The following is a 12,672-nucleotide window of genomic DNA, read 5'->3' as shown; positions in this document are numbered from 1 at the left end:
GGGGTAGTCGGTCGAGAACAGCAGCAACTCGTCCGACTGCATGTGATCGATGATCCGCAGCAATCCAGCAGTATCGGGCGGCGCGTCAATCGGGGTCAGCGACAGGCGCACGTTGCTGCGCACGATCTCCGTTGGGGAGCGGTCGACCCAGGGGATCTCGATCCGCAAGCCGCGCCAGTATTTGGTCAAACGCCACAGATGGGCGGGCAGCCAGGTCCAGCCGGATTCTAGCAGCACGACCTTGAGCGTTGGGTACTTCGAAAAAACACCTTCACAAATCATGCTGGTAAGCTGCGTCTGGAAGGCCTGCGCCTGGGCGACATAGTCCTCCGTGTAGTAGCTGGGCCAGCCGACCGCGGTCGGCGGGTTGTGGTAGTTACTGCCCGCGTGAATGCCGATCGTGAGCCCCAGACGCTCTGCCGCGGCGTAGATCGGCCAGTAATGCCGCTTGCCCAAGGGTTGGTCGCCGCTCGCCAGCAGCAGCACCTGCACGAAGCGCTGATCCTGGGCGCAGCGCACGATCTCGTCGACGGCCAGTTCGATGTTCTGCACGGGCACCACGATGCTGGCACGCAGCCGGGGGTCTTTGTCCAACCATTCGGCGGCGATCCAGTCGTTGACCGCCCGGGCATAGGCGGCCGCCATGTCCTCCCCAAATAGGAGTTGCACGCCGTATAGACAGTTGCAGATTGCGATCGAGGTCCCGAATGCGTCCAGGCACTCGCTACGAACTTGCGCCAGCGTCGCTGCCGGCTTGCCCTCTTCTGGGCGCCAATCGGCCCGCGCGGTCAGCGGCGAGCGGGCTGGGTAGCTGATGGAATTCAGCTCATCCATGCCGCGGGTCTGCACCACATGGCGCCAATGGTCTTCCAGATAGGGCAACAACGCCTTCAGGCTGGGAACGGTTGGATGGATATCGCAGTCAATGATGTCGTGGACCATGACCGGTCCTCCCCCTCAAGACCGCGTCTTTCGCGCGGGAGCCGGCATTCTAGCGAAGATTGGGCGCGTGGGATGTCGTAATGCGCGAAGCTTGCTTGGCCAACGGCGTAGGTTGGGGTGAGCCGATTAGTCCACCGTCGCGCGCATGTGCGCCAGCAACCGGCGCCCGGCCGGGCTGAGGCTTTCCAACGGCCCCGTGCACAAATTGATCTGCCGCACGCTCCAAGGGGATTCGAAGGGGCGTGCCACGATCTTCAGGTAATGACTGTATCGTTGCGCCGATTTTTCCGGCACCAGACCGATACCCAGCCCTGCTTCCGCCATGCAGCAAACGGCTTCGGCCCCGGCGACGCGAATGCGCGGCTTCAGGTTGAGCCCGGCGCCGGCCTGGGCGAACAGCGCGTCGATACCGCTGCCCAGTTTGGGGCCGATCACGTGGTATGGCACCATATCTGCCGGCCGCACCGCCTCCCGGACGGCAAGGTCGTGATCGGCGGCCATCACCACCACCAGCCGGTCGTAACGATAGGGCTCCACATGCAGCCCCGGCGCTGGCACATTCCCGGCAAAAATGCCGATATCTGCCGCGTTGTCCGCCACACCCTGGATGATGACCGGCGTCAAATTCTCCTGCAGTTCGATCTGCACCAGAGGGTTGTCGGCCATGAACGACGCCAAATCCTTCGGAAGCGATTGGATGATCGCCCAGCTGTTCGACCAGATGCGAACACGGCCCTTGAGCCCTTGGGCAAAATCCCGGAACTCGCCCTGCAGTTCGTCCAGTTCGGACAGCACCCGGCGCGCATGACGGGCCAAGGTTTGTGCCGTTGGCAGCGGCTCCAGCCGGTTCTTCGTGCGCCGGAACAGCACCGTCCGCAGCGCTTTCTCCAAATCGGAAATGCGCTTGCTGACGGCAGATAGCGACATATGCTCCCGCTCGGCGGCGCGCGTCAGGCTGCACTCCTCATGCACGGCGATGAACAGGCGCAAGGTCACCAGGTCGAGCTGCATCGGACGCTCCGCGACGCCCATTCTGGCGTCTTGTCCACCAGACTGCCCGCGTCCGCAGAGTCTGGCGAGTGTCTATTCATTGCGTAGCAGACACCGTAAGGCTGGCGCCCTGAACCGCCGCGATGACAGCGGCAAGCGAGCAAGGAGACCAAGATGGACGAAAGCTGGACCCGTATCGCCGGCGTGGGGGACTTGGCGGATGGCGAGGCGATCCCGGTCGAACTGATGGGCGTGAACCTGGCTTTATACCATGTCGAGGATGGTTGGTTTTGCACCGAGAACGTCTGCAGCCACGCCTACGCGCTGTTGACGGATGGATGGTTGGAGGGTCATTTGATCGAGTGTCCGCTCCATAACGGCCAATTCGACATCCGAACCGGCAAGGGAATGGGACCGCCGATTTTCGAGGATATCCGCACCTTTCCGGTCTGCGTCGAAGGCGAGGACGTGTTCGTTCAACTCAATTGAACAGCATCGCGTGGGACGAAGCTAGGTTGCCGAAACACGGTTTGGGCACATAGTGGGCTCACTGCTAGCGTTCCACCGATGTGCCGCCAACGATGCGGCGCCGAGGAAATGTCAGGTGCAGCAAAAACAAGCCACGCCAAAGTTCCGCCGTAAGCAATGGCTCGCCGTCGGCTTGTGCACAATGGCGATCATCTTGAACTACATCGACCGCTCGACACTGGCGATAAGCACGCTGAGCATTCGGCAGGAATTCGGTATTTCCGCCACGGCCATCGGCCTACTGAACTCCACATTCGCCATCACCTTCGCGTTGTCGCAGCTTCCAGTCGGCTTGGTCGTGGACCGCGTGGGCCCGCGGCGGCTAATGGGGGCGTCGATCGTGCTCTGGTCGCTGACCATTGCAGCGGGTGGGTTGGTAACCAGCTTTACCCATCTGCTATGGTCCCGCGCCGGGTTGGCGTTGTTTGAGTCGCCCGCCTTTGCCGCAACGACACGAACCGTCTCGAACTGGTTTAATATCCGCGACCGTGGTCGTCCGACCGGCGTCTACACGCTCGGCGCAGATCTAGGTCGCATCATTGGCACGCCGGTCCTCACGCTGCTGCTGGTCACCTTCAATTGGCGAACGATGTTCGTCGTCATGGGCGTACTGGGCCTGGTCATCGCCGTGGTTTGGTTCGTCCTGTACCGCGATCCGGAGGCAAGCAGCCTCGACAAGGAAGATCTCGACTACCTGGGCGTGACCAGCGTAGCACCGCAGGCTCCCGTCACCTTCGCCCATTGGCGCCGGCTATTCGCCTTCCGGTCGACCTGGGGGATGATCCTGGGCGCCTTCTTTTCCGGCTACGCGATCTGGCTGTATGGCGCCTGGCTTCCGTCGTATCTCGAGATGCAGCACCATGTGAGCATCGCCAAGACGGGCGTGCTAGCCATGATCCCGCTCGCCTGTTCGATTGCCGGATCGCTGGCTGGAGGCTGGTTCACCGACTGGCTGGCGCACGGGGGCATCGCGATCATTCGCAGTCGCAAAATCCCTGCCGGCATCGGTTACCCAGGTGCGGCGCTGTTTTGTGTGCTGGCAGCCTGCACGACCGATCTCACGCTGGCCCTGGGGAGTATTTCGGCCTCGTTGTTCTTCCTATCGTTCGGCCAGTCCGGCAAGTGGACGCTGGTGACGGCAGTCGCGCCGGATAGCTACGCTGCATCGTTATCATCGATCCAAAATTTCGGCGCGTTTGCAGGTGGTACTATCTCGCCGATCGTCACCGGCATGGTGGTCGACGCCACCGGGTCCTTCGTGTTGGCGCTGGTGATCGGCTCGGTGATCATGTTGGCGGCCGCGGTTTGCTACACCGGCGTCGTCGCTGGGCCGATCTCGCTGTCTGCGATTGAAACGCGCTATCCATTGCCCAACCCCGCGATGGGGCCGGCGTAAATGGCGACGACATTTCGCGTTGGCGACATGACCATACATCGTATCGTGGAAATGGAGCAAAGTAATCGGCCGGCGTTGGAATTTCTGCCGAACCTTACCCGAGAATGCCTCGACGAGAACCGATCCTGGCTGCAACCGGCGGCGCTCGATGCGCACGACAACATCGTGCTCTGCTTCCAATCCTATGTCGTCGTTACGCCGAACCACACCGTTCTAATCGACACCTGTATCGGCAACGACAAGTCGCGCCCACTGCGTCCGCACTGGCATCAGAAATCAGACCGGCGCTACATGGACGGGCTGGCTGCAATCGGGCTATGTGTCAAAGACATCGACTACGTGATGTGCACCCATTTGCATGTTGACCATGTCGGCTGGAACACGCGGCTAGAAAACGGGCACTGGGTGCCAACCTTTCCGAACGCGCGCTATGTGCTTTCGCGTAAAGAACTCGATTTCTGGACGGCGCGGAACCTCGAAACCGCCGTACCCTGGATCGAGGACAGTGTTCTACCGATCGTGCATGCCGCGCGTGCCGAATTGGTGACGAGCGATCACATCCTGACCGATCATGTCCGCCTGTTGCCGACACCAGGCCACACGGTCGACCATTTTGCAGTGGCACTTGGTCGTGGCACACCTGGGGCGTTTGTCACCGGCGACCTCATCCACTCGCTCCTGCAGGCACGGTACCCCGAACTACACATGCGCCTGGACCACGACCCGGCGCTGGCTGTGGCAACCCGGCGGAGCTTCCTCGAGTCATGCTGTGCCAGCGGCACATTGACATGCTTTGCACACTTCCCCTCGCCATCCGTAGGCCTGGTGAAACGCTGGGGCGACGGCTTCCGGTGCCAGCCGGTGTTCTAGTGCGCAAGTGCGCTAACGCCTCTGAATGACCGATTTGGGTCGGCTTTGAGTTCGCAGGCGGATCGCCTGGCGTTCCTGGCAGGGCCTGCCATCGGAAGACCCCCGGTTGTAGAGCCAAGGACCATGTCGAGGTGGGGCGGAGTGGCATCAAATGCTATCTTAAATCGTGTTCATCATGGAACATGTCCGGACATCCGTCGTTGCTGTGACGTAGTCCAACAGGCCCGCTGGTTGGCAAAACGATCGCAAAGGAGAACATGGTGCATATTAAGTTAGCCGGACTGCTTGGATTGGGGGTGCTGGCGCTTGCTAGCCCATCGCATGCGGCGACGCGGGATACTGCGCCTGCGGCGGGTTATGCCGACGTGCTCGTGCCCGGGCCGAACGGGCACGTGGTTGCCCCAGCCCCTGGGAATATGCACGTCCAGCGCACTCCAACGATTCATGCGATGACGGTACAGTATTACTATGACCGGTATCATCACCGGCATTGGCATGGCCCAAATCGTCATTACTACCACCGCCGGCATAGTGTCCGGATTGGTCCAGTCGTCATTCGCTAACCGATGCGGTGACGTCTTGATACTTGGCTTACTGCCCCCGAGGGCGTTGGACGCTCCTCGGGCGGCCAGTTTAGGCAAGTCGTTTTTTCGCCGCAAGCGAGGCGGAGAATAGGCGGAAACCCGGGCGGCACACAGATGAACCGGGCGAACCTCAGGTCGAGATCAGGGCAAGTATCCGGTTTGATCTCGACCCAATGTCTCGGACCGGCCAAGTCACAATCGTGACTCTGAGACATGAGTTGACGCGCGCTTAGTTACGTGTGTCCCAGCAAACCTATAAGATACGCCGCCGCAAGTATGGGAATAGCAGCGGTTTTTGACAAACCAGGCTTGCAACAAGCGCCAGCCAGCCCGCGGATGCACGGCCATCGGCGGGATCAGTCGCCAAATGGCCGTGATCGGCGTCAGCGATTCCTGCATCGCCACCTATCCAGGTGACGTGGCCGTCGCAATTCGCGCTTTGGATGCAACGGTCGACACCGTCAAGCCCGACGGCACAACTCGGGCTATTCCCATAGCCGACTTCCATCAACTTCCGGGGAACACTCCAGACGTCGAGACCGCGTTGCTCCCTGGCGAACTGATTACCACGGTGACGCTGCCGAAACCCGCTGGCGGCACGCAGATTTACCAAAAGGTCCGCGATCGGGCATCCTATGCGTTCGCGCTCGTCTCGGTTGCAACCATCATCCAGAAGGATGGGACGGGACGCGTGGCGCTCGGCGGCGTGTCCCATAAACCCTGGCGCGTCGAATCGGCCGAGGCGGAAATGCCCCGCGGTGCGCGAGCCGTGACGGCGCAACTGCTCGCTGGGGCAAAGCCGACCGACCAGAACAGGTTCAAGCTACTGCTGGTCGAGCGCACGCTCGATGCCGTCCTCACCGAAGCGAGGGCTTGAGCCATGAAGTTCGACACCCCCGCCACCACAAATCCCATCGACCAGATGAAGGTCGTAGGCCAGCCGCTTGATCGCATCGAGGGGCGCTTCAAGGTCACCGGGACCGCCCCCTATGCCTACGAACGACATGACGAGGTGCCGAACCCCGCCTACGGGTTTGTCGTCGGCGCTGCCATCGCGAAGGGCCAGATTGCGTCCATGGAGTTGACGGCGGCGAAGGCTGTAGCCGGCGTGCTCGCCATCGTCACGGCCGACAATGCGGGCAAGCTCGGCAAAGGCAAATTCAACACTGCCAAGCTGCTCGCGGGGCCGGAGGTGGAGCACTATCATCAGGCCGTGGCCATGGTGGTTGCGGAAACGTTTGAACAAGCGCGCGCCGCCGCTTCCCTGGTCCACCTTGAGTACGTTACAAAAGACGGCGCCTACGAACTCTCCAAGACGATGAGCGGGGGCAAACCCCATCCCGTGAACGGAGACCCGTCCGACACCGCTGTCGGCGACTTCGAAGGGGCTTTTAGGGAGGCGCCAGTCCAGCTCGACGAAACCTACAAGACGCCCGATCAAGCCCATTCGATGATGGAGCCACTTGCGTCCATGGCCGTGTGGACCGGCGACAAGCTGACACTTTGGACCTCGAACCAGATGATCGCTCGGGGCGCGGCGGACATTGCCACGACGCTTGGTCTCCCCCAGGAGGACGTTCGCGTGCTGTCCCCCTTCGTTGGCGGCGGCTTCGGCGGAAAACTATGGGTGCGAGCCGACGCAATCATGGCCGCCCTTGGCGCCCGTGCTGCCGGGCGACCGGTCAAAGTAGCGCTCACACGCCCGATGATGTTCAACAACACGGTTCACCGTCCCGCCACGCAGCAGCGGATCCGGATCGGCGCCACCAAGGATGGCAAGATCACGGCAATTGCCCACGAGGGCTGGTCGGGTGATCTCCCAGGCGGGAAGCCTGAGGCAGCCGTCTCGCAAACACGCCTGCTTTACGCCGGTGCCAACCGCATGACTGCAACCCGGCTGTCGGTTCTCGACCTGCCAGAGGGCAATTCGATGCGCGCGCCGGGCGAGGCGCCCGGGTTGATGGCGCTGGAAATCGCCGTGGACGAGATGGCGGAGAAGCTGGAATTGGACCCGATCGTTCTTCGCAGCATCAATGACACGAATGTGGATCCAGAACACCCAGATCGGCCGTTCGCGCAACGCCAACTGTCCGAATGTATGCGGGTAGGCGCCGAACGATTCGGGTGGGACAAGCGCAATTCCACACCGGGCACCATGCGCGAGGGACGCTGGCTCATCGGCATGGGCGTGTCTTCCGCCTTCCGCAACAACATGCTGGTGAAGTCGGGCGCCCGCGTCCGTCTGGACGGCGAGGGCCTTGTCACCGTCGAGACCGATATGACGGATATTGGCAACGGCAGCTACACGATCATCGCGCAAACCGCCGCCGAGATGATGGGCCTACCCGTTCATCAGGTCGTCGTCCGGCTTGCTGACTCATCCTATCCCGTGTCGTCGGGGTCGGGTGGCCAGTTCGGTGCCAACAATTCTACCTCTGGAGTCGATGCCGCCTGTGTCAGACTACGCGAGACAGTTGCGCAGAAGCTTGGCTTCAACTCGGCTGACGCGACGTTCGCCGATGGCCAGGTCCGCGCTGGCGATCGGATGATGCCTCTGGCCGCGGCCGCTCGGGACGGTGAATTGGTTGGGGAGGACTCGATCGAATACGGCGATCTTGCCAAGAAATACCAATCATCGACCTTCGGTGCGCATTTCGTGGAAGTCGCAGCGGACTCTGCGACGGCGGAGATCCGCGTGCGCCGGATGACCGCCGTTTGCGCGTCCGGTCGCATCCTGAACCCCAAGACAGCGCGCAGCCAGGTGATTGGCGCGACGACCATGGGAGTAGGCGGCGCCTTGATGGAGGAATTGGCGGTCGATACGCGGCATGGGTTCTTCGTCAACCATGACCTCGCTGGGTATGAAGTCCCCGTACACGCCGATATCCCGCATCAAGAGGTCGTCTTCCTTGACGACCCGGACCCGATGTCGTCGCCGATGAAGGCAGAGGGGATCGGCGAACTCGGCCTGTGCGGCGTGGGCGCGGCAGTGGCGAACGCTATTCACAACGCTACCGGGCTACGGGTCCGTGACTATCCCATCACGCTCGACAAACTGCTTGATCGTCTGCCCGGGGTGGCGTGACGATCCATTGGCAATGCAGTCAATACTCGAGACCTTTTTAAGGACAGGATGCCACCCCAAATAGGGCGCCTGATTGCCCTTTTACACAGACTCCGAACTTTTGATGACTCGCCTCTTTGAAGATGCGTGTCTGTCAGTGAATGTCTGCGGTTACTGGTCCCGATACGTGAATAGAAGGATAGGAGCGCTGCTAGCTTGGCAGATTCATGTCGCGACGCCGTGATCCATCTGCGGTGGGAGCACATCGCGGCCGGTGATGTGACTGCCGCTGCTGGTCGCATGGTGAGACTGGACGGCTGGCTGACTGGCATGGACTTGAATGGATGTCACCTGCTGCTGATCGAACCGCCGTGCTGCCCGGGCTGCCGGCCCGGACCAGCCTCCTCCCGTGTGTTCGTAACGGGCGCGGCTCCGCTGCAGAGCGGGCCGGCGTCGTTGATCGGGGTGCTTGGCCAGACCGCCGAAGGCCATACCCTGACAGCCGCTCGGCCATTCGGCGGCGGTATCGGGCGGCGCCGATTACTCGCAAGCGCACCACTTGTGTGCCTTGCCGCCGCGGCTCCAGCCGTAGAACCGCTTAAGCTTCTGCAAGAATCGGTCACCATTGACGTCCACTCCCATGCTGGCCGGCTATTGAGCGTTCGCACAAATCGTACCTTCACGCCCGTCGCTGACTCGATGCGGGACGGCGGCCTTGCCGTGGTGTGCCTGGCCATCGTGTCCGACGCTCCGACCCATCGGCTCATGACCGATCACCGCATTCATCCCTTCCGTAACCCAGCCCCTGGCGAGCTATACGCCTACTCGCACCGCGCATTCGCCCGTCTACACGCCCTGGCAACGCAGCAGGGCATGACAATTTTGACAGATGTGGCCAGCTTACAGCGCGCCCGCTCCGACCAACCCTGCGTCATAGTGGCCGCTGAGGGTGGCGATTTCCTCGAGGGCAATCCGGAACGAGTGGAAGAAGCCTACGGCCAGTGGCAACTCCGGCATCTTCAACTGACGCATTATCGGGTCAACGAACTTGGCGACATCCAGACGGAAGAGCCTGTCCATGGAGGGCTCACCGATTTCGGTGCGGAGGTCATTCGGCGTTGTAACCAGCTTGGGGTTATCGTCGATGTGGCCCATGGCACGCTGTCTCTGGTCCGCCGTGCTGCCGCCGTGACGACCAAGCCACTCGTGCTGTCGCACACGTCGTTAACCAATCGCCCGCGCCCTTTCACTCGGCTGATCACGCCTGAGCACGCGAAACTGGTCGCGGGAACGGGTGGAATGATTGGGATATGGCCGGTAGCGTCGCTCTTCCCCAACATGGCGGCACTAGCGGCAGGTATGGCGCGAATGGTTGCCGAGGTTGGGGTTGACCACGTGGGGCTTGGTACGGACAGTATGGGGTTGGTCGGCCCCGCGACGTTCGATAGCTATGCCGCGTTGCCGGGCCTTGCTGCTGCTTTGCTCGCTGCCGGGTTCGGGGTGGCGGACGTGCGCAAACTGATGGGCGGAAACTATGCTCGCGTGTTTGCAGCCAGCATGGACGGATAATTCCAGACCAGGTCGTTGATCCGGCTCGCCAGGGCTTCCATCGCGAAACGAGGGTGGCATAGTGGTCGATGGCAGCAAGGGGCTTGGAGTCTGCCCCGCGATGCTCCGCATTCTGCTCGTTCAAAAGGGTCAAACCCTCTTGACCGGCTGCCTAGGCCGGTTAGTCGGCGCTGATCGGCCCTCGTCGATCTGGAAGGACGTGCAGGCTGGCTCAAAAGAGCATTTGCCAAACCTACCCGACCAGTTCCCACCTTACTCCGCTGCGGTTGATACGCTTGGCTCATCGGGGATCGACCCGCCTGCCATGGATTGAAACACGCCGTCCCGCCGCACAAGCGCATGAAATAGCCCCGCCGCAATGTGCAGCAGGATCACGGCGAAGAACACGAATGCCAGGGCACGATGCAAATTCCAAAGCAGCGTATGCAGGCTGTCGCTCTGCGGCAGAATTGCCGGCAGGAATACGCCAGGAAATAGCTCGATCGGATAAGCAGCAGCCGATAGCATGCCCCAGCCGAGCAGCGGCATCGCGATCATCAACAGATACAGCACGTAGTGCGACAGCGTCGCCCCAAGCTTCACCGGGGCCGGTAGATCAACTGGCAGCGGTGGGGTGCCGGAGCGCAGCCGAACGGCAATGCGTAGCACCACAAGGACCAAGATGGCGACGCCCAATGGTTTGTGGATCGAGACCAGCGCCAGGTAACTCGTCGTCACCGTCGACACCATGCCAACGCCAATGAACAGCATCGCCAGGATGCCCACGGCCATCCCCCAATGCAGCACGCGCTGAGTGCCCGTAAAGCGGCCACCGATGCGGTTCATTGCGGTGCTCCCCCATGAGTCGGATAGGCAGCGGCCTCCGCCGTGCGCCGGTCATATGACACCGCATAGGCGGCGGAGCGCGCCGATGGGAATGGGTCATCTGACGTGTGGATACCGCTAGGCAGCACGGTCGGATCGTAATTGATCTCGCGGCAAGGGCCGTCCGGCTCGGCCACGATCTTGCTCGCCACCAGCGTGCCGACATCCACGGTGCGTCGCCCGTCCGGCCAGGCCTTGCTAGGGTCGGCGGTTGGATCCCCCTGCTCGGCGACGGTGACGGTCATCGTCCAGCGCTGCGGGCCGGCAGCAACTCGCTGCGTGATCTCCTGCTCCAGGAAGTCGTTTGACCGCTTGGCAAGATCATCTTTCGACACGCTCACGGCCTGGGCCGCCGGCACGAGCGACCATCGCACCACATGGTCTGCGCCCAAGCCATCGGTGAACGTGAAGCTGTCCAGGCTGTTGAACCGTTCCTCCGCATAGCTCTCGGTGAAGGGCGCGCTGCCAGCCCACGCACCGAAGGCACCGATCTCGGGATGAACGGCAGCAAAATTCTTCATGGCGTTCGGATCGTCCTTCTTACCCGATGCGACGAGCAACGCATAGAAAGCCTGTGGGCTTGCGACCGGGAAAAACGGCGGATTGATCATCGCCATCCGCCACTCCTGCCCGTCCGGCGTTGCAATCTGCACGCCGATGCCTCTCACGCGGGCCGCCCCATCCACCGCCATCGGATCCGGGACGCCCAGATTGAACCGGCCAATCACGGGGTAACTCCCCTTTTGGAACACTTGCGCCTTCGACAGCGCCAACCCGGCACCATTCGCTTCGAAGCTACCGGTGAAGCAAATGCCCTTGGCGTGGTTGCGGCGATGCCCAGCGACCGGGCCACTTGGCGGCGCTAGCGCCGCTACCAGCCGCGTAGGGGTCAGCTGATCCGGCGACAGCCACCCTGCCGTGTAGGCAAAGGAGGCGCCGGAGCCGCCGATCACGACAGCAATCAGTACCAGGGATCCAAGTGTCGAGGACGAAGTGGGACGGGGCACGGCGTTCTCACGGTGGTTGGAAGAAGAGTGAAGGGGGTGCCGGCGACGAAAGCAAGCCGCCTCGAAACACCCAATAGAGCGCGGTTAGGGACCACTGACGTGTCAAGAGCCCGTCGGCTCCGGTCCGGCAATCACAAATCCGCGAGCGGACACATTGCGGTCGATGGTGAAGCCTGTAAAAGAATTTCCAACTCTGCGTCCAAATAGCCCAAAGATTGCACCGCGATTTGTCGACGCTATGCTTATTCAACGACTTTTCTCAATTCGGATCACCATCGTACGTGCTGTCAGATAATAGGATGGCTGTGGTCCTAACCTGACTGACTAATTCGAGTCGTGCGGCTAGAGCATTTTCCCACCGCCCCGAATCGAAATCTCTTCCCGCGACGCGGAGCGGTGTGATTCATCATGCCGGCTGAGTAGGAGGCCAGCGCGCATGGCAGGAGCACTTTCTCAAGACCTACGATCGCGCGTGATCGCGGCCGTCGACGGTGGCATGTCACGCAACTCTGCAGCCGCTCGGTTCGGCGTGGCCGTCTCGACCGCCGTGCGGTGGCTGCGGACCTGGCGCGAGCACGATCGCCCCACCGCTCTGCCGGTGGGCGGTGACAAGCGCTCTCACCGGATCGAGGCGTTCGGAGCCGTGATCCTGGCCGCCATCGAGGCACAGAAGGACATTACCCTGGCAGAGTTGGCCGAACTGCTGCACGGCGATTACGGCGCGTCATTCGCAATCAGCACGATCTGGCGCTTCTTGGACCGCCACGACGTCACCTTCAAAAAAAACGGCACACGCCAGCGAGCAGGAACGCCCCGATGTCCTGGCCCGGCGCCACGCCTGGTTCGACGCTCAACCTG

11 protein-coding genes are annotated in these 12,672 nt (G+C 61.9%); 7 read left to right on the top strand and 4 right to left on the bottom strand.

The window, feature by feature from the left end:
* The coding region (locus tag GSQ76_RS07040) for an amidohydrolase family protein (protein ID WP_158743204.1) at positions 1-942 on the bottom strand (942 nt) is incomplete at its 3' end.
* Between the two features lie 126 nt (positions 943-1,068).
* The gene (locus tag GSQ76_RS07035) at positions 1,069-1,953 is read right to left on the bottom strand and encodes a LysR substrate-binding domain-containing protein (RefSeq protein WP_158743203.1); all 885 of its coding nucleotides are present in this window, start codon (positions 1,951-1,953) and stop codon (positions 1,069-1,071) included.
* Positions 1,954-2,106: 153 nt separating this feature from the next.
* Between GSQ76_RS07035 and GSQ76_RS07030 the strand changes: the two genes are divergently transcribed.
* The 6 genes from GSQ76_RS07030 to GSQ76_RS07005 all read left to right on the top strand — a co-directional run bounded on the left by GSQ76_RS07030 (position 2,107) and on the right by GSQ76_RS07005 (position 9,943).
* The gene (locus GSQ76_RS07030) at positions 2,107-2,421 is read left to right on the top strand and encodes a non-heme iron oxygenase ferredoxin subunit (RefSeq protein WP_158743202.1); all 315 of its coding nucleotides are present in this window, start codon (positions 2,107-2,109) and stop codon (positions 2,419-2,421) included.
* A 115-nt stretch (positions 2,422-2,536) separates the two neighbouring features.
* Entirely contained in the window at positions 2,537-3,856 is a 1,320-nt protein-coding gene (locus GSQ76_RS07025; RefSeq protein WP_158743201.1) for an MFS transporter, read from the top strand.
* Complete coding sequence (locus GSQ76_RS07020; RefSeq protein WP_158743200.1) at positions 3,857-4,726, top strand: MBL fold metallo-hydrolase; 870 nt, start codon at positions 3,857-3,859, stop codon at positions 4,724-4,726. It begins immediately after the preceding gene.
* Positions 4,727-5,677: 951 nt separating this feature from the next.
* Complete coding sequence (locus GSQ76_RS07015; RefSeq protein WP_158743199.1) at positions 5,678-6,187, top strand: xanthine dehydrogenase family protein subunit M; 510 nt, start codon at positions 5,678-5,680, stop codon at positions 6,185-6,187.
* A gap of 3 nt (positions 6,188-6,190) precedes the next feature.
* The gene (paoC, locus tag GSQ76_RS07010) at positions 6,191-8,395 is read left to right on the top strand and encodes an aldehyde oxidoreductase molybdenum-binding subunit PaoC (protein ID WP_158743198.1); all 2,205 of its coding nucleotides are present in this window, start codon (positions 6,191-6,193) and stop codon (positions 8,393-8,395) included.
* A 279-nt stretch (positions 8,396-8,674) separates the two neighbouring features.
* Positions 8,675-9,943: a membrane dipeptidase gene (locus GSQ76_RS07005; protein ID WP_335904887.1), complete on the top strand. Its 1,269-nt coding sequence runs from the start codon at positions 8,675-8,677 to the stop codon at positions 9,941-9,943.
* A 252-nt stretch (positions 9,944-10,195) separates the two neighbouring features.
* On the opposite strand, the gene GSQ76_RS07000 is transcribed toward GSQ76_RS07005, so the two are convergent.
* Complete coding sequence (locus tag GSQ76_RS07000; protein WP_158743197.1) at positions 10,196-10,768, bottom strand: cytochrome b; 573 nt, start codon at positions 10,766-10,768, stop codon at positions 10,196-10,198.
* Positions 10,765-11,814, bottom strand: a complete 1,050-nt coding sequence (locus tag GSQ76_RS06995; RefSeq protein WP_158743196.1) for a catalase family peroxidase — start codon at positions 11,812-11,814, stop codon at positions 10,765-10,767. Before GSQ76_RS06995 ends, GSQ76_RS07000 begins: the two co-directional genes overlap by 4 nt.
* 436 nt (positions 11,815-12,250) lie before the next feature.
* Here GSQ76_RS06995 and GSQ76_RS06990 point away from each other — a divergent pair.
* Positions 12,251-12,672, top strand: a 422-nt coding sequence (locus tag GSQ76_RS06990; protein ID WP_408836222.1) for a helix-turn-helix domain-containing protein, incomplete at its 3' end; no start/stop codon positions are given.

It is taken from the genome of Acidisphaera sp. L21 (assembly GCF_009765685.1).
Lineage (GTDB): Bacteria > Pseudomonadota > Alphaproteobacteria > Acetobacterales > Acetobacteraceae > LMUY01.
This window is presented reverse-complemented; position numbering and strand designations above follow the sequence as displayed.

Coding starts and splice junctions, on each gene's coding strand:
- GSQ76_RS07015 (WP_158743199.1), top strand. CDS start 5,678: ATGGCCGTGATCGGCGTCAGCGATTCCTGCATCGCCACCTATCCAGGT.
- GSQ76_RS07000 (WP_158743197.1), bottom strand. CDS start 10,768: ATGAACCGCATCGGTGGCCGCTTTACGGGCACTCAGCGCGTGCTGCAT.
- GSQ76_RS07005 (WP_335904887.1), top strand. CDS start 8,675: ATGGTGAGACTGGACGGCTGGCTGACTGGCATGGACTTGAATGGATGT.
- GSQ76_RS07035 (WP_158743203.1), bottom strand. CDS start 1,953: ATGCAGCTCGACCTGGTGACCTTGCGCCTGTTCATCGCCGTGCATGAG.
- GSQ76_RS07020 (WP_158743200.1), top strand. CDS start 3,857: ATGGCGACGACATTTCGCGTTGGCGACATGACCATACATCGTATCGTG.
- GSQ76_RS07030 (WP_158743202.1), top strand. CDS start 2,107: ATGGACGAAAGCTGGACCCGTATCGCCGGCGTGGGGGACTTGGCGGAT.
- paoC (WP_158743198.1), top strand. CDS start 6,191: ATGAAGTTCGACACCCCCGCCACCACAAATCCCATCGACCAGATGAAG.